Annotated in this window: 22 protein-coding genes; 19 read left to right on the forward strand and 3 right to left on the reverse strand. The window is 43.4% G+C overall.

Annotated features, from left to right (window positions below):
• Positions 1-17 precede the first annotated feature (17 nt).
• From B7723_RS06585 to B7723_RS06605, 5 genes are all read left to right on the forward strand, one after another.
• Positions 18-476: a CtsR family transcriptional regulator gene (locus B7723_RS06585; protein ID WP_001211263.1), complete on the forward strand. Its 459-nt coding sequence runs from the start codon at positions 18-20 to the stop codon at positions 474-476.
• A 1-nt stretch (position 477) separates the two neighbouring features.
• On the forward strand, positions 478-2,910 hold the full coding sequence (locus B7723_RS06590) for an ATP-dependent Clp protease ATP-binding subunit (RefSeq protein WP_084850079.1): 2,433 nt from the start codon (positions 478-480) through the stop codon (positions 2,908-2,910).
• 145 nt (positions 2,911-3,055) lie between these two features.
• Complete coding sequence (locus B7723_RS06595) at positions 3,056-4,114, forward strand: AAA family ATPase (RefSeq protein WP_084850123.1); 1,059 nt, start codon at positions 3,056-3,058, stop codon at positions 4,112-4,114.
• A gap of 9 nt (positions 4,115-4,123) precedes the next feature.
• Positions 4,124-4,903 (forward strand): nicotinamide riboside transporter PnuC, encoded by a 780-nt coding sequence (pnuC, locus tag B7723_RS06600; protein ID WP_084850078.1) that lies wholly within the window; start codon positions 4,124-4,126, stop codon positions 4,901-4,903.
• 1 nt (position 4,904) lies between these two features.
• The gene (locus B7723_RS06605; RefSeq protein ID WP_084850077.1) at positions 4,905-5,678 is read left to right on the forward strand and encodes an NUDIX domain-containing protein; all 774 of its coding nucleotides are present in this window, start codon (positions 4,905-4,907) and stop codon (positions 5,676-5,678) included.
• Positions 5,679-5,748: 70 nt separating this feature from the next.
• Here the strand turns inward: B7723_RS06605 and B7723_RS06610 are convergent, their stop codons facing one another.
• The gene (locus B7723_RS06610) at positions 5,749-5,979 is read right to left on the reverse strand and encodes a hypothetical protein (protein ID WP_084850076.1); all 231 of its coding nucleotides are present in this window, start codon (positions 5,977-5,979) and stop codon (positions 5,749-5,751) included.
• A gap of 266 nt (positions 5,980-6,245) precedes the next feature.
• On the opposite strand from B7723_RS06610, the gene B7723_RS06615 reads away from it, so the two are divergent.
• Positions 6,246-6,929, forward strand: coding sequence for a hypothetical protein (locus B7723_RS06615; RefSeq protein ID WP_084850075.1), 684 nt, complete (start codon positions 6,246-6,248; stop codon positions 6,927-6,929).
• A 64-nt stretch (positions 6,930-6,993) separates the two neighbouring features.
• Here the strand turns inward: B7723_RS06615 and dusB are convergent, their stop codons facing one another.
• Both dusB and hslO read right to left on the reverse strand, forming a co-directional pair.
• Complete coding sequence (dusB, locus tag B7723_RS06620; RefSeq protein ID WP_162279221.1) at positions 6,994-7,974, reverse strand: tRNA dihydrouridine synthase DusB; 981 nt, start codon at positions 7,972-7,974, stop codon at positions 6,994-6,996.
• Positions 7,961-8,833, reverse strand: a complete 873-nt coding sequence (gene hslO, locus B7723_RS06625; protein WP_049484990.1) for an Hsp33 family molecular chaperone HslO — start codon at positions 8,831-8,833, stop codon at positions 7,961-7,963. Before hslO ends, dusB begins: the two co-directional genes overlap by 14 nt.
• 165 nt (positions 8,834-8,998) lie before the next feature.
• On the opposite strand from hslO, the gene B7723_RS06630 reads away from it, so the two are divergent.
• The 13 genes from B7723_RS06630 to B7723_RS06690 all read left to right on the forward strand — a co-directional run bounded on the left by B7723_RS06630 (position 8,999) and on the right by B7723_RS06690 (position 23,703).
• Positions 8,999-10,426, forward strand: coding sequence for a helix-turn-helix domain-containing protein (locus tag B7723_RS06630; protein ID WP_084850073.1), 1,428 nt, complete (start codon positions 8,999-9,001; stop codon positions 10,424-10,426).
• A gap of 156 nt (positions 10,427-10,582) precedes the next feature.
• Entirely contained in the window at positions 10,583-12,091 is a 1,509-nt protein-coding gene (glpK, locus tag B7723_RS06635) for a glycerol kinase GlpK (protein WP_000076793.1), read from the forward strand.
• A gap of 41 nt (positions 12,092-12,132) precedes the next feature.
• Positions 12,133-13,959 (forward strand): type 1 glycerol-3-phosphate oxidase, encoded by a 1,827-nt coding sequence (gene glpO / locus B7723_RS06640; RefSeq protein WP_084850072.1) that lies wholly within the window; start codon positions 12,133-12,135, stop codon positions 13,957-13,959.
• A 70-nt stretch (positions 13,960-14,029) separates the two neighbouring features.
• Entirely contained in the window at positions 14,030-14,734 is a 705-nt protein-coding gene (locus B7723_RS06645) for an MIP/aquaporin family protein (RefSeq protein ID WP_084850071.1), read from the forward strand.
• Positions 14,735-14,958: 224 nt separating this feature from the next.
• Complete coding sequence (locus B7723_RS06650) at positions 14,959-15,090, forward strand: teichoic acid D-Ala incorporation-associated protein DltX (protein ID WP_008276434.1); 132 nt, start codon at positions 14,959-14,961, stop codon at positions 15,088-15,090.
• Between the two features lie 20 nt (positions 15,091-15,110).
• Positions 15,111-16,661 (forward strand): D-alanine--poly(phosphoribitol) ligase subunit DltA, encoded by a 1,551-nt coding sequence (dltA, locus tag B7723_RS06655; protein WP_084850070.1) that lies wholly within the window; start codon positions 15,111-15,113, stop codon positions 16,659-16,661.
• Positions 16,658-17,902 (forward strand): D-alanyl-lipoteichoic acid biosynthesis protein DltB, encoded by a 1,245-nt coding sequence (dltB, locus tag B7723_RS06660; RefSeq protein WP_084850069.1) that lies wholly within the window; start codon positions 16,658-16,660, stop codon positions 17,900-17,902. The genes dltA and dltB overlap by 4 nt, the downstream gene beginning before the upstream one ends.
• Before the next feature lie 13 nt (positions 17,903-17,915).
• Positions 17,916-18,155: a D-alanine--poly(phosphoribitol) ligase subunit DltC gene (gene dltC, locus B7723_RS06665; RefSeq protein ID WP_000351972.1), complete on the forward strand. Its 240-nt coding sequence runs from the start codon at positions 17,916-17,918 to the stop codon at positions 18,153-18,155.
• Positions 18,148-19,416 (forward strand): D-alanyl-lipoteichoic acid biosynthesis protein DltD, encoded by a 1,269-nt coding sequence (gene dltD / locus B7723_RS06670; protein ID WP_084850068.1) that lies wholly within the window; start codon positions 18,148-18,150, stop codon positions 19,414-19,416. The genes dltC and dltD overlap by 8 nt, the downstream gene beginning before the upstream one ends.
• Before the next feature lie 142 nt (positions 19,417-19,558).
• A complete protein-coding gene (gene nt5e, locus B7723_RS06675) occupies positions 19,559-21,610 on the forward strand; it encodes a cell surface ecto-5'-nucleotidase Nt5e (RefSeq protein ID WP_084850067.1) in 2,052 nt (683 codons plus the stop codon).
• 149 nt (positions 21,611-21,759) lie between these two features.
• Entirely contained in the window at positions 21,760-22,200 is a 441-nt protein-coding gene (gene adcR, locus B7723_RS06680) for a zinc-dependent transcriptional regulator AdcR (RefSeq protein ID WP_001249328.1), read from the forward strand.
• Positions 22,200-22,904, forward strand: coding sequence for a metal ABC transporter ATP-binding protein (locus B7723_RS06685; RefSeq protein WP_001269483.1), 705 nt, complete (start codon positions 22,200-22,202; stop codon positions 22,902-22,904). Before adcR ends, B7723_RS06685 begins: the two co-directional genes overlap by 1 nt.
• Positions 22,897-23,703, forward strand: coding sequence for a metal ABC transporter permease (locus B7723_RS06690; protein WP_000950023.1), 807 nt, complete (start codon positions 22,897-22,899; stop codon positions 23,701-23,703). Before B7723_RS06685 ends, B7723_RS06690 begins: the two co-directional genes overlap by 8 nt.
• The last annotated feature ends 7 nt before the right edge of the window (positions 23,704-23,710 follow it).

Consider the following 23,710-nt stretch of genomic DNA (forward strand, 5'->3'; position numbering starts at 1 on the left):
AAGGAGTTTGATTTACTATGAGATTTAAAAATACATCAGATCATATCGAAGCCTATATCAAGGCGATTTTAGACCAGTCTGGTATCGTGGAATTGCAACGGAGCCAGTTAGCTGATACCTTCCAGGTTGTGCCAAGTCAGATTAACTACGTCATCAAGACCCGCTTTACGGAAAGCAGAGGTTACTTGGTTGAGAGCAAGCGTGGTGGCGGAGGCTACATTCGCATAGGGCGGATTGAGTTTTCCAGTCATCATGAGATGCTCCGCGATTTGCTTTACTCGATTGGTGAGCGAGTTAGTCAGGAGATTTATGAGGATATTCTCCAGCTTTTGGTGGAGCAGGACTTGATGACCAAGCAAGAGATGACCTTGCTGACTTCTGTAGCAACAGATCGTGTCCTAGGAGAAGAATCCTCAGTTGTCCGTGCCAATATGCTCCGACAGCTATTACAAGAGGTAGATAGAAAAGAGAAGTAAGATGAACTATTCAAAAGCATTGAATGAATGTATCGAGAGTGCCTACATGGTTGCGAGCCATTTTGGAGCCCGTTACCTAGAGTCTTGGCATTTATTGATTGCCATGTCCAATCACAGTTACAGTGTGGCAGGTGTGAGTCTAAATGATTATCCTTATGAAATGGACCGTTTAGAAGAGGTTGCGTTAGAACTGACTGAAACGGACTATAGCCAAGACGAAACCTTTACAGAATTGCCCTTTTCCCATCGTTTGGAGGTTCTCTTTGCAGAAGCAGAGTATGTGGCCTCAGTGGTCCATGCAAAGGTACTAGGGACAGAGCATGTCCTCTATGCGATTTTGCATGATGGCAATGCCTTGGCGACTCGTATCTTGGAGAGGGTTGGTTTTTCTTATGAAGACAAGAAAGATCAGGTCAAGATTGCTGCCCTTCGTCGCAATTTAGAGGAACGTGCAGGATGGACTCGTGAAGACCTCAAGGCTTTACGCCAACGCCATCGTACGGTTTCTGATAAGCAAAATTCCATGGCCAATATGATGGGCATGCCTCAGACTCCAAGTGGCGGTCTAGAGGACTACACGCATGACCTGACGGAGCAAGCGCGCTCTGGCAAGTTAGAGCCAGTTATCGGTCGTGACAAGGAAATCTCACGTATGATTCAGATTTTGAGTCGAAAGACCAAGAACAATCCTGTCTTAGTTGGAGATGCTGGTGTCGGGAAAACAGCTCTGGCGCTTGGTCTTGCCCAGCGTATTGCTAGTGGTGATGTGCCTGCGGAAATGGCTAAGATGCGCGTACTAGAGCTTGATTTGATGAATGTTGTTGCGGGAACACGTTTCCGTGGAGATTTTGAAGAACGCATGAACAACATTATCAAGGATATCGAGGAAGATGGCAAAGTGATCCTCTTTATCGATGAACTCCACACCATCATGGGTTCTGGTAGCGGTATTGACTCGACTCTAGATGCGGCCAATATCTTGAAGCCAGCCTTGGCACGTGGAACTTTGAGAACGGTTGGGGCCACCACCCAGGAAGAATACCAAAAACACATCGAAAAGGATGCTGCCCTTTCTCGTCGTTTTGCCAAAGTGACCATTGAAGAGCCAAGTTTAGCTGACAGCATGACCATTTTACAAGGTTTGAAGGCTACCTATGAGAAACACCATCGTGTGCAAATCACAGATGAAGCTGTCGAAACAGCTGTTAAGATGGCCCATCGTTACTTGACCAGTCGTCACTTGCCAGACTCTGCTATCGACCTCTTGGATGAAGCAGCGGCAACAGTGCAAAACAAATCCAAGCATGTGAAAGCAGACGAATCCGACTTGACTCCAGCCGACAAGGCCTTGATGGATGGCAAGTGGAAACAAGCAGGCCAGCTAATCGCAAAAGAACAAGAATTGCCTGTCTATAAAGACTTGGTGACAGAATCTGATATTTTGACCACCTTGAGTCGCTTGTCAGGGATCCCAGTCCAAAAGCTGACGCAAACAGATGCTAAGAAATACCTGAACTTGGAAGCGGAGTTGCACAAACGTGTCATTGGCCAAGATCAAGCTGTTTCAAGCATTAGCCGTGCCATTCGCCGCAATCAGTCTGGTATTCGCAGTCACAAGCGTCCAATTGGTTCCTTTATGTTCCTAGGGCCAACAGGAGTTGGTAAGACCGAATTGGCCAAGGCTCTGGCAGAAGCCCTCTTTGATGACGAATCAGCCCTTATCCGCTTTGATATGAGTGAGTATATGGAGAAATTCGCAGCCAGCCGTCTCAATGGAGCTCCTCCGGGCTATGTGGGCTACGAAGAAGGTGGGGAGTTGACCGAGAAGGTCCGCAATAAACCATACTCAGTGCTTCTCTTTGACGAGGTAGAGAAGGCCCACCCAGACATCTTTAATGTCCTCTTGCAAGTCTTGGACGACGGTGTCTTGACAGATAGCAAGGGACGCAAGGTTGACTTTTCAAATACCATTATCATCATGACGTCAAACCTTGGTGCGACGGCTCTTCGTGATGACAAGACAGTCGGCTTTGGGGCCAAGGACATTCGTTTTGACCAGGAAAATATGGAAAAACGAATCTTTGAAGAGTTGAAAAAAGCTTATCGACCAGAGTTTATCAACCGTATTGATGAAAAGGTGGTCTTCCATAGTTTGGATAGCGAACACATGCAGGAAATTGTCAAGATTATGGTGAAACCATTGATTGCTAGCTTAGCAGAGAAAGGTATCGACTTAAAACTGCAAGCTTCGGCATTGAAGTTACTAGCTAGTCAAGGTTACAATCCAGAAATGGGAGCTCGTCCACTTCGCAGAACCCTACAAACAGAGGTGGAAGACAAGCTAGCAGAACTCCTTCTAAAGGGAGAACTGGTAGCAGGCAAAACCCTCAAGATCGGTGTCAAAGCTGGTCAATTAAAATTTGATATTGCTTAAAAATAGAGAATCAGGAGGAATCCTGATTCTTTTTTGCTACTTTTTTATAAAAAGTGATAAAAAACTATTGACAAAACAAAAATATAGTATATAATAAAAACATAGAAAATAAAAATATCAAAAATTATAAAAAGGTAAAATGTTTATGAAAAAGAAAACAGCAGTGGTATTTGGGATCTTTGCCCCTCTTCATCAGGGTCATATCGATCTGATCCAGCGAGCGAAGCGTCAGTGTGACCAGGTCTGGGTAGTCGTTTCAGGCTACGAGGGAGACCGAGGGGAGCTGGTAGGCTTAACGCTTCAAAAAAGATTTCGCTATATCCGAGAGGCTTTTCGTGATGACGAGTTGACCTCTGTCTGCAAGTTAGATGAGACTAAGCTTCCCCGTTATCCTATGGGCTGGCAGGAGTGGTTGAACCAGATGTTAGCAGAGATCTCCTACGATGAAGCCCAGCAAGAACTGACTTTCTTTGTGGGAGAAGAAGAATACCAGCAAGAACTAGCTAAACGTGGATTTGGCACTGTCTTGCAAGAAAGAAAGTTTGGTATCTCAGCGACTATGATTCGAGAAAATCCAAGCAAATATTGGAAATACATCGCTCAACCCTTCCGTCGTCAGTTTACAAAGAAAGTGTTGATCATGGGAAGTGCTAGCAATGGGAAGACCACTCTGGCCAAGGATTTGGCTAGGTATTACGATGCGCCTGTTAGTCTGGAATACGCGCGTGAGTACCAGATCAAAAACAATGTCCGCGACGATGAATTGACTCCAAAGGATTACTACTATCTCCTGTTGGGACAGTATGACCAGACCTCCAAGTTAATCGATAGCAATGCCAATCGAGGTCTAGTGATTGCCGATACCAACTCCTTGGTAACCAAGGGTTACTATGACTATTACATGGAGACTGAGGACCAAGGGGACTTATCAGGAGAAACCTTTGACAATCTCTTTGTTTCAATCTTGGCTAAGGAAAAATGGGACTTGATTCTCTTTGTGCAACCTGTCGGCTCCTATGTCAATGACGGGTTTAGAGATATGACCATGGCGGAAGACCATATTCGCTACAGTTTTTCCCAGCATTTGGATCAGATGAGGGAGCGATATTTAACCACCATTCCTTTAGTTTATCTAGCGGAGGATTACCTAGGAAATTATGAAGCAGCAAAAGTGGCTATCGATGCCATTTACCAAGCAGATTAGGAGAAAATTATGAAAACAGTAACTAAAAAAATCACACAATTTATCGAAAATTTTAAAAATGTCCATGCGGAAGCCCGCAAGATTGGTTTTGTAGGAATCATGCACTTGCTCTGGAAAGATCTCTTTGTCGGTCGCAGTCTTTTCCAGTGGTTGTATCTCATCGCCTTGTCAAGTGTTCCCTTGATCTTGGAATTCACGCAAAATACAGAAAGCCATGACTGGCTGAGCTTGTTTGCATCTTGGACTGGGATTGTCTGTGTTATCTTGGTAGCAGAAGGGCGTGCAAGCAATTATCTCTTTGGGGCTATTAACTCAGCTATCTATTTGATTTTGGCCATGAATGCGACTTTTTATGGCGAAGTTTTGACGACTGTTTACTTCTTTGTCATGCAGCCGATTGGTCTCTATGCTTGGCTGTCCAATCGTATCAACGACCAAGGAAAACCAGAAGAATCCCACTTTGAAGCTAAGAAATTATCTGTTCTTGATTGGCTCAAGTACTTAGCCTTGACTGCCATTATCTGGATTGGTATGGGCTTGGCTTACCAAAGTATCAATAGCGCTCGCCCTTTCCGTGATAGTGTTACCGATGCGACTAATGGTGTTGGTCAGCTCTTGATGACACGTCTCTACCGTGAGCAATGGATTTTCTGGATTGCAACCAATCTCTTTAGTATTTATCTCTGGTGGGGTGAAAATATCCACATCCAAGGGATGTACTGGGTTTACACACTCAATAGTCTAGTGGGTTGGTACCAATGGACTAAGGCAGTTCGAAAGGAGGCATAAGATGGCAGACATAAAGATTCCAGCCGGGATGACGGAAAAAGAATATTATGAAATCCATGCCAATCAGGAGGAGTTTTTAGACTGGTACTACAAGCAGGAACTCCCTCAATACGAAAAACCAAGCGTGACGGTGGATATGGTGGCCTACTGCTTTGTCGAAGGAAAGATCAAGCTCTTACTGATCCGTCGCAAGGCTCACCCTTATCAAAACTGTTTGGCTCTGGTTGGAGGCTTTATGGATAAGGGAGAGGATGCTGCACATGCCTGTCAGCGCGAGGTGAGAGAAGAAGTCAATCTCGATCTACCTTTGGAAAAAATCGAGCAATTAATGACCGTATCGACCCCCGGTCGTGATCCACGGGGCTGGACGGTGACCATTGCCCACTTGGTGTACCTACCTAGTCGTGCCTTAGACCTCGTTCAGGCAGGAGACGATGCCAAGGATGTCGTTTTCGTAGATGTCGACTTTCGGACGGGCAAGTGCTTCCTAGAGGGAGTAGAGTTGGAGGAGAGTGCCTTCGCCTTTGACCATTATGCTATTATCCAAGAGTCCATCAAACGAATACAAGGCCGTCTCGACTGGAACCCAACCTTTCTCTATCTGCTGGAGGAGGAGTTCACTGTCTACGAAGGAACTGAATTGGTCAATCTCATCAACCCAGGTCGCCCAATCGTCAGCAATAACTTTCTCGTAAAATACGGCGAATATGTAGAAGAAGTCGGACTCAAAAGAGTGCCTAAAAAGAAACCAAGAAAAACCTATCGATTGAAATAAAAAACGAGGTCGGGAAAAGTTCCCGACCTCTTTATCTACCATCATGAGATGGCTTTCTATTGCGACTGTATTAGGGATTGCTATCTTTCTTAGGATTACTCAATATGTGAGTAAAGAAGTCTTTGTATCGATACTTGAGATAGTTCTCATGCAAAAATAACAAGGCGATGTAGACAATCATAAAGATTGCAGTCAGATAGAAGACATCAAATGCAGTTCGCGCATAGTAAGTGGCTGATTGATAAGAGCCAATAGCTCCCAAAATCAACCAAGGAAGATACTTGTAATACTTATTTAGCATAAGAGCATACCTCCTATATTCTATTTCAATGTTATTATATTCCTTTGTCTAACATAATACAAGCGATTACACAAGAGCGGTGCAAAAAATAGGACTCTAATCTAAGAAATTTTCTATTTTTTCGTTTCAATTACGAATAGAAATAGTAGAGAGAAATTTTTTTAAAATAGTTTCTCAAACTAGTTGACAGATTCAAAGCTCAATGTTACAATTATATTACAAAAAGATTTCTTAACATTTCAAAAATGTTACAAAGGAGTAGAAAAATGAAAAAGAAAACCTATATCAAATTGATGGCAGCGACTGTATTGGCTTCTACCTTGCTACTAGGAGCTTGTGGAAATAAAAACGAAACCACTCAAACCAGCAGCTCTGCCAAGACAAGTCAATCATCAAGTTCTAAAGCAGCTTCTTCTAGCAAAGAAAGCAAGACACAAAAATCTTCAAGCTCAGCTTCATCTGAAAAGGCTCAGGCATCTTCTGGTCAGTCTTCTACAACGGCAGATCAGTCACAAGCGAAACCAGCACCTGAATCAAGACAAGAACAAGCAGCTCCTAGTCAACAAGTCCCATCTCAGTCACCTTCAACTCAGCAAGGTTCTCAAGCCCAGTCTAACCAGTCAGGCTATGATCCAACAACTGACCGCCAACTTCAAGACAAGCAAGCAGAACACAACAGACGCTACAAGGGTGTTTTAACCATGGTCGATGGTGATTTCTCAGCAGCTGCAGGCAACTGGAAGGGAGCAAATGGCGAAACTATTACGGTTTCATCAGGGGGTCAATTTACAGTAGAAACTGCAGATGGAAAGAAAGAAAACTATTCTATCAGAGGCTACTCTTACACCCTTGATGATGGTAAGTATAATGCCAAAATCGGTGGAGGAAAAATCATCCAAATTACAACAGGTGCGGATGGTAAAGTTTCAAGCGTTGCCTTGATTCAATAATAGTATCTAGGTTTTCCTAGGATCTAAAAAACCGTAAACTCCAAGCGAGTTACGGTTTTTTCTATTATGCTTTGTCTAATTGCAAGAGGGCTTCAATCTCTGCTAGAGTGCTAGCTTGGGAAATGGCTCCACGAAGTTTGGCAGCACCAGATGTGCCTCGAAGGTAGTGAGGAGCCAGTCCACGGAATTCACGAACGGCAACGTTTTCTCCCTTAAGGTTAATCAAGCGTTTCAAATGTTCGTAGGCAATTTTCATCTTGTCTTCGAAGGTCAAATCAGGAAGGATTTCTCCAGTTTCAAAGTAGTGATTGATTTGATTAAAGAGGTAGGGATTTCCCATGGCTGCTCGACCAATCATAACAGCGTCAGCCCCGACTTCTTCGATACGCTGTTTGGCTTCTTGGATCGTACGGATGTCACCGTTGGCGATAAATGGAATCTTTGTCAGGGCTTGGGCTACGTCGTGCAAGGTTTCAAGGTCAGCGTGACCAGTATACATTTGTTCGCGGGTACGGCCGTGCATAGCGAGGGCAGAGACACCTGCAGCCTCAGCTGCGAGGGCATTCTCCACGGCTAAGGATGGATCAGACCAGCCTGTACGCATTTTGACGGTGAGGGGGATATCAAGGACTGATTGGACCTTGTTGATGATAGAGTAGATCTTGTCTGGATCCTTGAGCCACATAGCACCAGCTTCATTCTTCACGATTTTGTTAACTGGGCAGCCCATGTTGATATCGACGATATCGGTCTTGGTGTTTTCTTGTATGAATTCTGCTGCGCGTGCGAGGCTGTCTTCATCGCTACCAAAAAGTTGGATAGAGACTGGGTTTTCGCCTTCATCGATATGAAGCATATGAAGAGTTTTTTCATTGTTGTATTGGATTCCCTTGTCAGAGACCATTTCCATGACAACAAGTCCTGCACCGAGCTCTTTTGCGATAGTACGAAAGGCTGAGTTGGTAACTCCTGCCATGGGCGCTAAAACGGTACGATTGGGAATCTCAACATTGCCAATCATAAAAGGTGTATTAAGATTTGTCACGAATGAGTTCCTCCAGGTCGTTTTCATCAAAGTTATAAGTTGTTTGGCAGAATTGACAAGTGATTTCTGCCCCATGGTCTTCCTCTTTCATTTCCTCAAGGTCTGAATTTGGAAGGCTGGCAAGAGCGTTCATAAAACGGTCTTTGCTGCAGTCACATTGGAAACGAATTTCTTCTTCAGATAGACGTTTGTAGGATTCGTCACCATAGATAGCCTTGAGGAGGGCTTCGATATGGTCATCGCTTTCTAGAAGAGTTGAGATGGCTGGCATTTCTTGGATGCGTTTCTCAAAGCGGGCAATCTCTTCTTCCTTGGCCCCTGGCAACACTTGGAGAAGAAAACCTCCGGCAACTTCGACCTTGTCGTCTTTATCCAAAAGAACATTGAGCCCGACTGCTGAAGGGGTTTGTTGGCTTTCAGTCAGGTAGTAGGCTAAGTCTTCACCGATTTCCCCAGAGATGAGGGGAGTCATGGAGTTGTAGGGATTTCCAGTACCATAGTCTGTGATAACGAGGAATTGACCGTTTCCAACAAAAGGTCCAACAAGGACTTCACCCGTTGCAGTCTTTTTGATGTCAACACCTGGATTTTGAACGTAGCCTTTGACGTTTCCCTTGGTATCTGCAACCGTGATGATGGCACCGAGAGAGCTTGTTCCAAGAACTTTAACCGTTAGCTTGGTATTTCCTTTTTCATTGGCTGCGAGAATCTGGCTAGCGATAAGAGTACGACCAAGTGCAACAGTTGAACTGGCTTGAGTTTGATGTTTTTCTTGAGCAGTGCGGACGGTTTCCGTGCTATCAAGGACAAAAGCACGAAAGGCTCCGCTTTCTGATATAGTTTTAATAATTTTATCCATAGCTACTATTTTAGCATAAAAATGCCCAAAGGGGGGAGTCGTGTGTTTGCTGTTTCTGTGGAATAATGACGAGGAAATCAGCCTTAAAATAAAATGCGAAACAGATTATTTCAGCATTTGAAAGATTTATGCTATCCTTGAAGGAGAAAATGAAAGGGGTAACAAATGTATTTAGGTGATTTGATGGAAAAAGCCGAATATGGTCAATTTTTAGTCCTTTCCTTTCTATTACAAGATTCGCAGACAACAGTCAAGAAAGCCATGGAAGAAACAGGTTTTTCAAAGGCGACCTTAACCAAGTACATTTCTCTGATTAACGAAAATGCCTTGGAAAGAGGTTTAGAGCTGACCATCCACTTGGAAGATGAAAATCTGCGCTTGTCGATTGGTGCAGCTACCAAGGGAAGAGAGATTCGGAGCTTGTTTCTAGACAATGCCATTAAGTACCAAATTTTGGTTTACCTTCTCTATCACCAACAGTTTCTAGCTCATCAGTTGGCTCAAGAATTGATGATTAGCGAGGCCACGCTTGGTCGCCACTTAGCTAGTCTAAATCAGATTTTGTCAGAGTTTGACTTATCCATCCAAAATGGCCGTTGGCGAGGTCCGGAGCATCAGATTCGCTATTTCTATTTCTGTCTTTTCCGCAAGGTTTGGTCCAGTCAGGAGTGGGAAGGACACATGCAGAAGCCAGAGAGAAAGCAGGAGATTGCCAGCTTAGAAGAAATCTGCGGTGCTAGTTTGTCTTCAGGTCAGAAACTGGACTTGGTTCTCTGGGCTCATATCAGTCAACAGCGCCTTCGGGTCAATGCTTGTCAGTTTCAAGTCATAGAAGAAAAAATGCGAGGGTATTTTGACAATATTTTCTACCTTCGTTTGCTGAGAAAGGCTCCGTCCTTTTTTGCTGGGCAACATATCCCTCTAGGAACTGAGGACGGTGAGATGATGGTATTCTTTTCATTTCTCCTTTCCCATCGTATCTTGCCCCTTCATACTATGGAGTATATCCTTGGTTTTGGAGGGCAATTAGCCGATTTGCTGACGCAATTGATTCAAGAGATGAAGAAAGAGGAGTTACTGGGGGACTACACAGAGGACCATGTCACCTATGAACTCAGTCAGCTTTGTGGTCAAATTTATCTATACAAGGGCTATATCTTGCAAGATCAGTACAGATACCAGACAGAGAATCACCATCCCTATTTGCTGATGGAACATGATTTTAGAGGGACTGCAGAGAGAATTTTTCATATCTTGCCAGCCTTTCATCAGGGGACGGATTTGGATAAGAAAATTCTCTGGGAATGGCTCCAGTTGATAGAGTATATGGCTGAAAATGGTGGTCAACATATGAGGATTGGTCTGGATTTGACATCTGGTTTCCTTGTCTTTTCTAGGATGGCTGCCCTTTTGAAACGGTATTTGGAATACAATCGTTTCATTACTATTGAAGCCTATGAGCCCAGTCGACATTATGATTTGTTGATTACCAACAACCCGATTCATAAGAAAGAACAGACTCCGGTTTATTATTTAAAAAATGATTTGGATATAGAGGATTTGGCGAAGATTCGTCAGATGCTCTTTGCCTAAAAGGCCTGAATTTTCAGGTCTTTTTTGTGAAATTCGCACAATCTCCTCACATTTTTTTAAAATTTTAAAAAAATTGATAAACAAGAAAGCGCTTTATTTTGTATACTAGTTACTGTAAAGAGGGACCCCCTCAAGATTTTATCAGGAGGACAGCACATGTCACAAGAAAAATACATCATGGCTATTGACCAAGGAACGACCAGTTCTCGTGCCATCATTTTTAACAAAAAAGGAGAAAAGGTCAGCTCTAGTCAAAAAGAGTTCACTCAGATTTTCCCTCAAGCAGGTTGGGTTGAGCACAATGCCAATGAAATTTGGAATTCTGTTCAGTCAGTTATCGCGGGTGCTTTCATCGAAAGTGGTGTGAAACCAAGTCAAATCGAAGCAATCGGGATTACCAACCAGCGTGAAACAACTGTCGTCTGGGATAAGAAAACAGGACTTCCTATCTACAACGCTATCGTTTGGCAATCACGTCAGACAGCACCTCTGGCTGAACAACTAAAAAGCCAAGGTTATGTGGAAAAATTCCATGAAAAGACTGGTTTAATCATCGATGCTTACTTCTCTGCTACCAAGGTTCGTTGGATTTTGGACCATGTAGAAGGCGCTCAAGAGCGAGCAGAAAAAGGAGAATTGCTCTTTGGTACTATCGATACTTGGTTGGTTTGGAAATTGACTGACGGTGCGGCTCACGTGACCGACTACTCCAATGCAGCTCGTACCATGCTCTATAACATCAAGGATCTTAAATGGGATGATGAGATTTTAGAAATCCTCAATATTCCTAAGGCTATGCTTCCAGAAGTTCGTTCTAACTCTGAAATCTACGGCAAGACTGCTCCATTCCATTTCTACGGTGGAGAAGTGCCAATTTCAGGTATGGCTGGGGACCAACAGGCAGCCCTCTTCGGTCAGTTGGCCTTTGAACCTGGTATGGTCAAGAATACTTATGGAACAGGTTCTTTCATCATCATGAACACTGGTGAAGAGATGCAGTTGTCTGAAAACAACCTTTTGACAACGATTGGTTACGGAATCAACGGCAAGGTTTACTATGCCTTGGAAGGTTCTATCTTTATTGCAGGAAGTGCTATTCAGTGGCTTCGTGATGGACTTCGCATGGTTGAAAATTCACCAGAGTCTGAAAAATATGCTCTCAATTCTCACAACAATGACGAAGTTTATGTCGTACCTGCCTTTACAGGTCTAGGGGCTCCATACTGGAATCAAAATGCTCGTGGTTCGGTCTTTGGCTTAACTCGTGGAACAAGCAAAGAAGACTTTATCAAGGCAACCTTGCAGTCTATCGCTTATCAAGTACGTGACATCATTGACACCATGCAAGTGGATGCTCAGACAGCTATCCAGGTCTTGAAGGTGGATGGTGGTGCAGCCATGAACAACTTCCTCATGCAGTTCCAAGCTGACATCTTGGGAATTGATATCGCACGCGCTAAAAACTTGGAAACAACTGCCCTCGGTGCAGCCTTCCTAGCTGGTTTGGCAGTGGGTTACTGGAAGGATTTGGACGAGTTGAAACTCTTGAACGAGACAGGAGAACTCTTTGAGCCATCCATGAACGAATCGCGCAAGGAACAACTCTACAAGGGCTGGAAGAAGGCTGTGAAAGCAACGCAAGTCTTTGCGGAAATCGATGACTAATACTGAAAGAATAAAGTGACTCAGTTAGAAAGTGTGTAAATATGGAATTTTCAAAGAAAACACGTGAATTGTCAATTAAAAAAATGCAGGAACGCACCTTGGATCTCTTGATTATTGGTGGTGGGATTACCGGTGCTGGGGTAGCCTTGCAGGCGGCAGCCAGTGGTCTTGATACTGGTTTGATTGAAATGCAGGACTTCGCAGAAGGAACATCTAGCCGTTCAACAAAATTGGTCCACGGAGGTCTGCGTTACCTCAAACAATTTGACGTGGAAGTAGTCTCAGATACTGTTTCTGAACGTGCAGTGGTTCAACAAATCGCTCCACACATTCCAAAACCAGATCCAATGCTCTTGCCAGTTTACGATGAGGATGGAGCGACCTTTAGCCTTTTCCGTCTCAAAGTAGCCATGGACTTGTACGACCTTTTGGCAGGTGTTAGCAATACACCAGCTGCTAACAAGGTCTTGAGCAAGGATCAAGTCTTGGAACGCCAGCCAAACTTGAAGAAAGAAGGCTTGGTAGGAGGTGGGGTTTATCTTGACTTCCGTAATAACGATGCGCGTCTCGTGATTGAAAACATCAAACGTGCCAACCAAGACGGTGCTCTCATTGCCAACCATGTTAAGGCAGAAAGCTTCCTCTTTGACGAAAGTGGCAAGATTACAGGTGTTGTAGCTCGTGATTTGTTGATAGACCAAGTCTTTGAAATCAAGGCTCGTCTGGTTATCAACACGACAGGTCCTTGGAGCGACAAGGTACGTAATTTGTCCAATCAGGGAACACAATTCTCACAAATGCGTCCAACTAAGGGAGTTCACTTGGTAGTGGATTCAAGCAAGATCAAGGTTTCACAGCCGGTTTACTTTGACACAGGTTTGGGAGACGGGCGTATGGTCTTTGTTCTTCCACGTGAAAACAAGACTTACTTTGGTACAACGGATACAGACTACACAGGCGATTTGGAACATCCAAAAGTGACGCAGGAAGATGTAGATTACCTACTTGGCATTGTCAACAACCGTTTCCCAGAAGCAAATATCACAATTGACGATATCGAAAGCAGCTGGGCTGGTCTTCGTCCATTGATTGCAGGCAATAGCGCTTCTGACTACAATGGCGGAAATAACGGAACCATTAGTGATGAAAGCTTCAATAGCTTGATTGCAACTGTCGAAGCTTATTTATCGAAAGAAAAAACGCGTGAAGATGTTGAATCTGCTGTCAGCAAGCTTGAAAGCAGCACATCTGAGAAACATTTGGATCCATCTGCAGTTTCTCGTGGTTCGAGCTTGGACCGTGATGATAATGGCCTCTTGACCCTTGCTGGTGGTAAAATCACAGACTACCGTAAGATGGCTGAAGGAGCTATGGAGCGCGTAGTCGATATCCTCAAAGCCGAATTTGACCGCAGCTTTAAACTCATTAACTCGAAGACTTATCCTGTTTCAGGTGGAGAATTGAACCCAGCAAATGTGGACTCAGAAATCGAAGCCTTTGCTCAACTTGGAGTTTCACGTGGTTTGGATAGCAAGGAAGCCCACTATCTTGCAAATCTTTACGGTTCAAATGCACCGAAAGTCTTTGCCCTTGCTCACAGCTTGGAACAAGCGCCAGGACTCAGCTTGGCAGACACTTTGTCACTTCACTATGCAATGCGCAATGAGTTGGCTCTGAGCCCAGTTGACTTTCTTCTTCGTCGTACCAACCACATGCTCTTTATGCGTGATAGTTTAGATAGCATCGTTGAGCCAGTTCTGGATGAAATGGGACGATTCTATGATTGGACCGAAGAAGAAAAAGCAGCCTACCGTGCGGATGTCAAAGCAGCTCTTGCTCAAAACGATCTAGCAGAACTAAAAAATTAAGAAAAACTAGAAGAGAGGGAGGGCAGCATTCCTTGTCGCCCCGTCCCTTCTTTTAAATGGAGACAAAGATATGATGAAAGAATTATTTGGAGAATTTTTGGGGACCTTAATCCTGATTCTCCTAGGAAATGGTGTTGTTGCAGGTGTGGTTCTTCCCAAAACTAAGAGCAACAATTCAGGATGGATTGTGATTACTATGGGATGGGGAATTGCTGTAGCCGTTGCGGCCTTTGTATCTGGCACGCTCAGTCCAGCCCACCTAAATCCAGCTGTGACGTTTGCTATGGCCTTAAAAGGAACGCTCTCTTGGGGTTCTGTTTTCCCTTATATCCTAGCCCAATTCGCAGGAGCGATGGTGGCTCAGATTTTGGTTTGGTTGCAATTCAAACCGCATTATGAGGCAGAAGAAAATGCAGGCAATATCCTAGCAACTTTCAGTACTGGACCAGCAATCAAGAACACAGTATCCAACTTGGTTAGCGAAATCCTTGGTACCTTTGTTTTGCTCTTGACAATCTTTGCCTTGGGACTCTATGACCTTCAAGCCGGTTTAGGGACCTTTGCAGTGGGAACGTTGATTGTCGGTATCGGTCTTTCACTAGGTGGGACAACGGGTTATGCCTTGAACCCAGCTCGTGACCTTGGACCTCGTATCATGCACAGCATCTTGCCAATTCCAAACAAGGGAGACGGGGACTGGTCTTATGCTTGGATTCCTGTTGTAGGACCTATTGTTGGTGCGGCCCTAGCAGTTCTCGTATTTTCACTTTTCTAAGATAAAAGAGTTATTGGCAACAGAGTTTGAGATGAAAATCTCAGGCTCTTTTTTGATGGGCAAAACATTAATATTTTAACTTATCTTAAAATAAGCTAAAATCAATTTTTAAGTTATGGTAAACAGTTGAAAAAAAGGTTGATAAAGTGGTAAAATGTTAGGAAGATAAGATGCTAACAATACATACTGATAGTTAATAGAAACAATATATTAATGGATAGCTTATGAAAAAACAACGAAATTTACATGTATTCTTAGGCCGGACGGCTCTATATTTTGTAATCTTACTTGGTTTGCTTTATTTTTTTAGTTACCTTGGTCAGAGCCAAGGCACCTTTATTTATAATGAGTTCTAGTTTAAAGGAGAAGAGGAACAGTGTCTAATAAACCGATAAAAGATATGATTGAAACGATTGAGCACTTTGCTCAAACGCAACCAACATATCCTGTCTACAATGTTTTAGGCCAAGAACATACTTATGGTGATCTGAAGGCTGATTCGGATAGTTTGGCTGCAACCATCGATCAACTAGGCTTACCTGAGAAATCTCCAGTCGTCGTTTTTGGCGGACAGGAATATGAGATGCTGTCTACCTTTGTTGCGCTGACTAAGTCGGGACATGCCTATATTCCAATTGATAGCCATTCGGCCTTGGAACGAGTTTCTGCTATCGTAGAAGTTGCAGAACCAAGTTTGATTATTGCCATCTCAGATTTTCCATTAGAGCAAACTAGCACACCGATGCTGAATTTAGAGCAAGTCCATGAAGCTTTTGCTCAAGCTTCTAGCTACGAGATGACCCATCCAGTCAAGGGAGATGACAACTACTACATCATCTTTACTTCTGGCACGACTGGTAAGCCTAAGGGAGTGCAGATCTCCCATGATAATCTCCTCAGCTTTACCAACTGGATGATTACAGATAAGGAATTTGCGACGCCAAGTCGTCCACAAATGCTGGCTCAGCCCCCTTATTCTTTTGACCTATCTGTCATGTACTGGGCGCCAACCTTAGCACTGGGTGGTACGCTTTTCGCTCTTCCTTCAGCCATTACTCAGGACTTCAAAAAACTCTTTGCGACAATTTTTTCCTTGCCAATTGCTATCTGGACCTCAACGCCGTCCTTTGCAGATATGGCCATGTTGTCAGAAGACTTTAATAGTGAGAAAATGCCAGGAATCACGCATTTCTACTTTGATGGTGAAGAATTGACGGTCAAAACTGCTCAAAAACTGCGCGAGCGATTCCCAGATGCTCGTATTATCAATGCCTATGGTCCAACAGAAGCGACAGTAGCTTTGTCAGCAGTTGCCGTCACTGATGAGATGTTGACGACTCTCAAACGCCTGCCAATCGGCTATACCAAGGCCGATTCTCCGACCTTTATCATTGATGAGGAAGGTAAGAAAGTTCCAAATGGTGAACAGGGAGAAATCATTGTTTCAGGGCCAGCTGTTTCAAAAGGCTATATGAATAATCCTGAAAAAACGGCAGAAGCTTTCTTTGAGTTCGAAGGTCTTCCAGCCTACCACACAGGGGATGTAGGAACCATGACAGATGAGGGATTGCTTCTCTATGGTGGACGCATGGATTTCCAGATTAAGTTTAATGGTTATCGCATTGAGCTGGAAGATGTCTCTCAAAACCTCAACAAGTCTCGCTTTATCGAGTCGGCTGTTGCTGTCCCACGTTATAACAAGGACCACAAGGTACAAAATCTACTGGCCTATGTCATCCTAAAGGACGGTGTCCGTCAGCAGTTTGAGCGTGATATCGATATTACCAAAGCTATTAAAGAAGACCTAGCAGATATCATGATGTCCTATATGATGCCTTCTAAGTTTCTTTATCGAGACAGTTTACCACTAACGCCTAATGGTAAAATTGATATCAAGGGCTTGATTAACGAGGTAAACAGTAGATGATGGAGCTTTATAAACAGCTACCTCATTTGGAACCTTATGGTGATCTTCAGTACTTTTTATACGTAATTGTTGCAACTTTACCTATCTTTATTGGTCTTTTTTTCAAGAAACGTTTTGCCTTGTACGAGGTGCTCGTTAGTCTCTTCTTTATCGTCACCATGTTGGTCGGTGGAAAGACGAATCAAATAAGCGCTTTGATCCTTTATGTTATCTGGCAAGTGCTGCTTGTATCTTTCTACAAAAGGTACAGGAAACAACGGGATAGTAAATGGATATTTTACCTGGTTAGCTTCCTATCCCTATTGCCAATCGTCTTTGTGAAAGTATCTCCTGCTATTCATGGACCTCAATCTTTGTTTGGATTTTTAGGGATTTCTTACTTGACCTTTCGTGCAGTTGGGGTTATCGTTGAGTTGAGAGACGGTGTCATCAAAGATTTAACGATTTGGCAATTCTTACGTTTTCTTCTCTTTATGCCGACTTTCTCAAGTGGTCCCATTGATCGTTTCAAACGCTTCAATGAAAATTACGAGACCATTCCTGAGCGGGATGAGCTGATGGATATGCTAGAAGAGACTGTCAAATATATCATGCTTGGCTTCCTCTACAAGTTTATCTTGGCTCACATTTTAGGAGAGACATTATTGCCTCCGCTGAAAAATTTGGCCTTGCAGACAGGTGGTTTCTTTAACCTCTACGCTTTAGCGGTCATGTACACCTTTGGTCTGGAGCTCTTCTTTGACTTTGCGGGCTACTCTATGTTTGCCTTAGCTATTTCAAACTTGATGGGTATTCATAGTCCTATCAACTTTAACAAGCCCTTTTTGTCAAGGGATTTAAAAGAGTTTTGGAATCGCTGGCACATGAGTCTGTCTTTCTGGTTCCGTGACTTTGTCTTTATGCGGATGGTCATGGTGTTGACCAGAAAGAAGGTCTTTAAAAATCGCAATGTGACCTCAAGTGTAGCCTATATTCTCAATATGCTGATTATGGGATTTTGGCATGGTGTGACCTGGTACTACATAGCCTATGGACTTTTTCATGGGATTGGGCTGGTCATCAATGACGCTTGGGTTCGTAAGAAAAAAGCACTCAATAAAGAACGGAAAAAAGCTGGAAAGGCTTCCTTACCTGAGAATCGCTGGATTCAGTTGCTTGGCATGGTTGTCACCTTCCATGTCGTGATGGTTTCATTCTTAATCTTTTCTGGATTTTTGAATGATTTATGGTTTAAAAAATAAAAGGATATAAAAAATGGATATCAAATCAGAAGTTATTGAAATTATTGATGAGTTGTTTATGGAAGATGTTTCTGACATGATGGATGAGGATCTTTTTGATGCCGGTGTCTTGGATAGCATGGGAACGGTTGAATTGATTGTTGAGATTGAAAACCGTTTTGACATTCGTGTTCCAGTGACGGAGTTCGGTCGTGATGACTGGAATACGGCTAATAAAATCGTAGAAGGTATTACGGAGTTGAAGAATGCTTAAACGCTTGTGGCTGATCTTCGGGCCTATCTTCATTGCTGGATTTTTGGTTCTTCTACTCATCTTTTTTTATCCAGGTACAACAAGCCACAATCTGACGGAGGAAAAATACTCGGCGGCTTCTGTTAGTGCAGAGAGTTTTAAAGAGAGAAGCCAAAAAGTAAGGGCTCTTACGGATCCAAATATGCGTTTTATTCCTTTTCTAGGGTCCAGTGAATGGATTCGATTTGATAGTGTCCATCCAGCTGTTTTAGCGGAAAAATATCATCGTCCCTATCGTCCTTACTTTCTAGGTCAAGCAGGAGCAGCCTCTCTAAATCAATATTTTGGTCTACAGCAAATTTTGCCAGAAATAGAGAATAAGCAGGCTGTATTTGTGATTTCGCCTCAGTGGTTTACGGAGACAGATTATGAACCTGCAGCGTTTCAGAGATTTTTTAACAGTGACCAATTGACAGCTTTTTTGGGAAATCAATCTGGTGACATTGCTGCAAAGCATGCGGCTATTCGATTGTTAAAGCAGAATCCTAATGTTGCATTAAAAAGCATTGTTCAAAAACTGTCAAAGGGTGAAGAATTATCAGATGTTGATCAGGTTGCTATTGATATTTTTGCGCGATTCAATGAAAAACAATCCGCTCTCTTTGGACAATTCTCCATTCGAGGACAACTCAAGTACAAGGAACACGTGGAGAACTATTTAAAAGATCTTCCGGATCAATTTTCTTATGATGAGTTAGAAAAAATTGTTCGTAAGGACGCAGAAGCAAATACGACCAATAACGATATGGGGATGGAAAATCATTTCTATACGAGAGAGATTCAAAAGGATTTAAAAAAATGGGAAGGATATCAAAAAAATTACAACTTCCTCAAGTCCTCTGAGTACAATGATTTGCAGCTGGTCCTCAATCAATTTGCTAAGTCGAATGTCAATGTGCTCTTTGTCATTCAGCCGGTTAACAAGAAGTGGATGGAGTACACAGGGCTCAGCGAGGAAATGTACCAACATGCAGTGGAGAAAATTCGTTACCAATTAGAGAGTCAGGGTTTTACCAATATTGCTGATTTTTCAAAAAATGGAGGGGATCCTTATTTTGTTAAGGACACCATTCATCTAGGATGGTTAGGTTGGCTGGCTTTTGATAAGGTTGTCAATCCCTTCTTGACGGATCCGACTCCAGCTCCAGACTACAAGTTGAATGACCGCTTCTTTAGCAAGGACTGGGCGACCTATGATGGGAGCATCAAAGATTTCCAATAAAATGAGTTAAAAGTTTGGGATTTAAACCCAAGCTTTTTTGTTTAAATGGCGAATATTTAAGATACAAATAGGTCAAAAGTTTCAAAATTTTTAGAAATAGCGTATAATATAAAAGAGAAAAAGAAAAGAAAGGGATTTTAAAATGAACAAACGTTCTTTGTTACCTGTCTTATCGACAGCCCTGTTAGCTCCAGCCTTCTTAGCTGGACAAGTATACGCTGAAGAAGCAACAACTTCTGCAGAAAGTTCAGCTGTCGTAGCGACTCCTGCTACGTCGGCGACCCCAGCTCCTGTTGAGAGCCCTGCAGTACCGGAAACTTCGGCAACTTCAGAAGCGGTTGCACCTGCAGAAGCTCCGTCAGCTCCTGCTGAATCTACTAAAAGCGAAGAAAAGGACACCGTTATCTTACACACCAATGATGTCCATGGTCGTATTGTAGAAGAAAAGGGAGTAATTGGAGATGCCAAGTTAGCGACTGTCATTGAGCAGGAGCGTGCAAAATCAAATCAAAATACTCTGGTTGTTGATGCGGGAGACGCTTTCCAAGGTTTGCCGATTTCTAACTCTACGAAGGGTGAAGCGCGTGCTGAAATTCTCAATCAGATGCAGTATGATGCCATGGCAGTAGGAAACCATGAGTTTGACTTTGGTTTGGACGAAGCTAAGAAATACAAGGAAATCTTGAAATTCCCATTACTTAGCTCGAATACCTATGTCAATGGAGCTCGTCTTTTTGAAGCTTCTACAATCGTTGATAAAGATAAGACTGTGGAAGGTGATGAATTTGTTGTAATCGGTGTGACAACACCTGAAACTGCTACAAAAACCCACCCTAAAAACATTAAAGGGGTAACTTTTACAGATCCAATCTCTGAAGTCAATAAGGTCATCGAAGAAGTTCAAGCCAAGGCGCGTGCAGAAGGTAAGGACTACAAACACTATGTTGTGCTCGCTCACTTGGGTGTGGATACCACAACCCCAGTCGAATGGCGTGGTTCAACCTTGGCAGAAGCCTTGTCTAAAAATCCTCGTTTGAAAGGGAAACGCGTAACAGTAATCGACGGTCACTCTCATACAGTAGAATCAACGACTTATGGAGACAATGTTACCTATAACCAAACAGGAAGCTACCTTCATAATGTAGGGAAAATCACCTACAAATCACGTCAGCTTTTGGGCAATCCAACTCAGATTTCGGCTGCTGATGCTAAAAAATTACCAGCCAATCCAACAGTTGAAAAACTAGTCAAAGACATTAAACAAAAATACGATGCTGAAAATGCAGTTGAGATTGTTTCAAACAGCCCTGTAGAACTAAACGGTGATCGTGAAAATGTTCGAGTTCGTGAAACCAACCTCGGAAACGTCGTGGCAGACTCTCTCTATCAGTATGGACAGACAGGATTTAGCCATCCGACTGACATCGCTGTGACAAATGGTGGTGGCTTGCGTGAAACTATTGCAAAAGGCAAACCAATCACTAAAGGAAATGTCATTGCCGTTCTTCCTTTTGGAAATACCATCTCACAAATCCAAGTGACGGGGCAACAAGTCTTGGATATGTTTGAAAAATCACTCGGATCTATCTTGCAGGTCGATAAGGATGGCAAGAAGGTCTTGGATGAGAACGGACAACCATTGCTAGAACCAAGTGGTGGCTTCTTGCAAGTTTCAGGTGTGAAGGTCTACTATGATACCAACCTACCATCAGGTAAACGTGTCTTGGCCATCCAGGTCAAAAACCGCACGACTGGTCGTTATGATCTTCTGGACCTCGCAAAAACTTACTACCTTGCAACTAATGATTTCTTAGCTGCAGGTGGTGATGGCTACACGATGTTAGGTGGTGCGCGAGAAGAAGGTCCTTCTATGGATGCTGCCTTTGAAGAGTATCTGAAAACCGCTGATTTGACCCAGTATGAAAAGATTAATCCGAACTCACGGACGATTTCTGTGGATTCTAAAAACTTTAGTCTACCAGTAGAAACGCCTCAAACGAATGCGGCTGCTAACGATGCGACTACAAATGTGCCATTGACTTATGAGGTGGCAGGTCAATTTAGCAAGAAGGCGGTTGTCTCAGAAAAAGCTCTCCCAAATACAGGAAGTGAACAATCCATCTTCTTGCTCTTGATGGGAATGGTAGCTGGTCTGGCAGGTATCTTATCGAGCCGAAAACCAAAGCAAAAATAGGTTAAATTTCATATCTAGAAGAGTCTAGGGAAACGTTTTTACGCCTTTTTCCCTTGACTCTTTTTTGGTTTATGATATAATTAACCAGTAAAGAATCGGTGGCTATCTATGTTTTTTTACGAAAAAGATAGCTAGGGAAGGAGTAACACATGAGACAGCTTGCGCAGGAAATCGATAACTTTTTAAACGAGGTGATCTTGAGATCTGAGAACCAGCATGAAATTCTAATCGGGCATTGCACGAGTGACGTTGCCTTGACCAATACTCAGGAACACATCCTCATGCTCTTGTCAGAAGAATCCCTAACCAACTCGGAGTTGGCCCGTCGCCTTAATGTCAGTCAGGCGGCAGTGACCAAGGCTATCAAATCTTTGGTCAAAGAGGGTATGTTAGAGACATCCAGAGATCCCAAAGATGCGCGTGTGATCTTTTATCAACTGACAGAGCTGGCTCGACCAGTGGCAGAGGAACACCACCATCATCATGAACACACGCTCTTAGCCTATGAACAAGTGGCAAGTCAGTTTACTCCAAATGAACAAGAAGTTATCCAGCGGTTTTTAACTGCTTTAGTAGGAGAAATCAAATAATGCGGTATATTACAGTAGAGGACTTGTCTTTCTATTATGACAAGGAACCTGTCCTCGAGCACATCAACTATAGTGTTGATAGTGGGGAGTTTGTCACCCTGACTGGTGAAAATGGAGCTGCCAAGACGACGCTGATTAAGGCGAGCCTAGGCATCTTGCAGCCAAGATTTGGCAAGGTAACCATCTCAAAGACAAATACTCATGGGAAAAAACTTAGGATAGCCTATCTTCCCCAGCAGATAGCTAGTTTTAATGCTGGCTTTCCAAGTACGGTTTATGAATTTGTCAAGTCGGGTCGCTATCCGCGAAAGGGCTGGTTCCGTCGCTTGAATGCTCATGATGAGGAACATATCAAGGCCAGTCTAGACTCAGTTGGTATGTGGGAACACCGTGACAAACGAATTGGCTCCCTCTCTGGTGGGCAAAAGCAACGAGCAGTTATTGCAAGGATGTTTGCTTCTGACCCAGATATCTTTGTCTTGGATGAGCCGACAACAGGGATGGATGCTGGAAGCAAAAATGAATTTTACGAACTCATGCACCACAGTGCTCATCATCATGGCAAGGCTGTTTTGATGATTACCCATGACCCTGAGGAAGTCAAGGACTACGCAGATCGCAATATCCATCTAGTCCGTAACCAAGATTCGCCATGGCGTTGTTTCAACGTTCACGAAAGCGACCAGGAGGTGGAACATGCTTAGTTTGTTATCTTATGACTTTATGCAGCGTGCCTTCTTGGCGGTCATTGCCATGAGTCTCTTTTCTCCAGTGCTTGGGACCTTCCTTATCTTACGTCGTCAGAGTCTCATGAGTGATACCCTCAGTCACGTTTCTCTGTCAGGAGTAGCCTTTGGTCTGGTTTTGGGGATTTCTCCAACCATTTCAACCATTGCTATTGTCTTGATCGCAGCGGTCTTTCTAGAGTATCTCCGGACAGTCTATAAGAACTTTATGGAAATCGGAACTGCCATCCTCATGTCTACAGGGCTTGCAGTGTCTCTTATCGTGATGAGTAAGGGCAAAAGTTCGAGCTCCATGAGTTTGGACCAATATCTCTTTGGGTCTATTGTGACTATTAGCCAGGAGCAGGTGATATTCCTCTTTGCCATTGCGGCGGTCGTTTTGCTCTTGACTTTCTTGTTCTTGCGACCAATGTATATCCTGACTTTTGATGAGGACACGGCCTTTGTGGATGGCTTGCCAGTTCGTACCATGTCTATCCTCTTTAACATGGTGACAGGGGTGGCCATTGCCCTTATGATTCCAGCTGCAGGAGCCCTTTTGGTGTCGACCATTATGGTCTTGCCAGCTAGCATTGCCCTTCGTCTGGGGAAAAACTTCAAATCCGTTATGTTACTAGCCAGCGCTATTGGCTTTTTGGGAATGGTGGCAGGTCTCTATATTTCCTACTATGCAGAAACACCTGCCAGCGCTAGTATCACCATTATCTTTGTAGCTGTCTTTTTGTTAGTCAGTCTACTGAAACGTTTTATCAAATAGGAGAATG

The sequence above is a fragment of the Streptococcus oralis subsp. oralis genome (genome assembly GCF_002096435.1).
In the GTDB taxonomy this organism is placed as follows: Bacteria; Bacillota; Bacilli; order Lactobacillales; family Streptococcaceae; genus Streptococcus; species Streptococcus oralis_AA.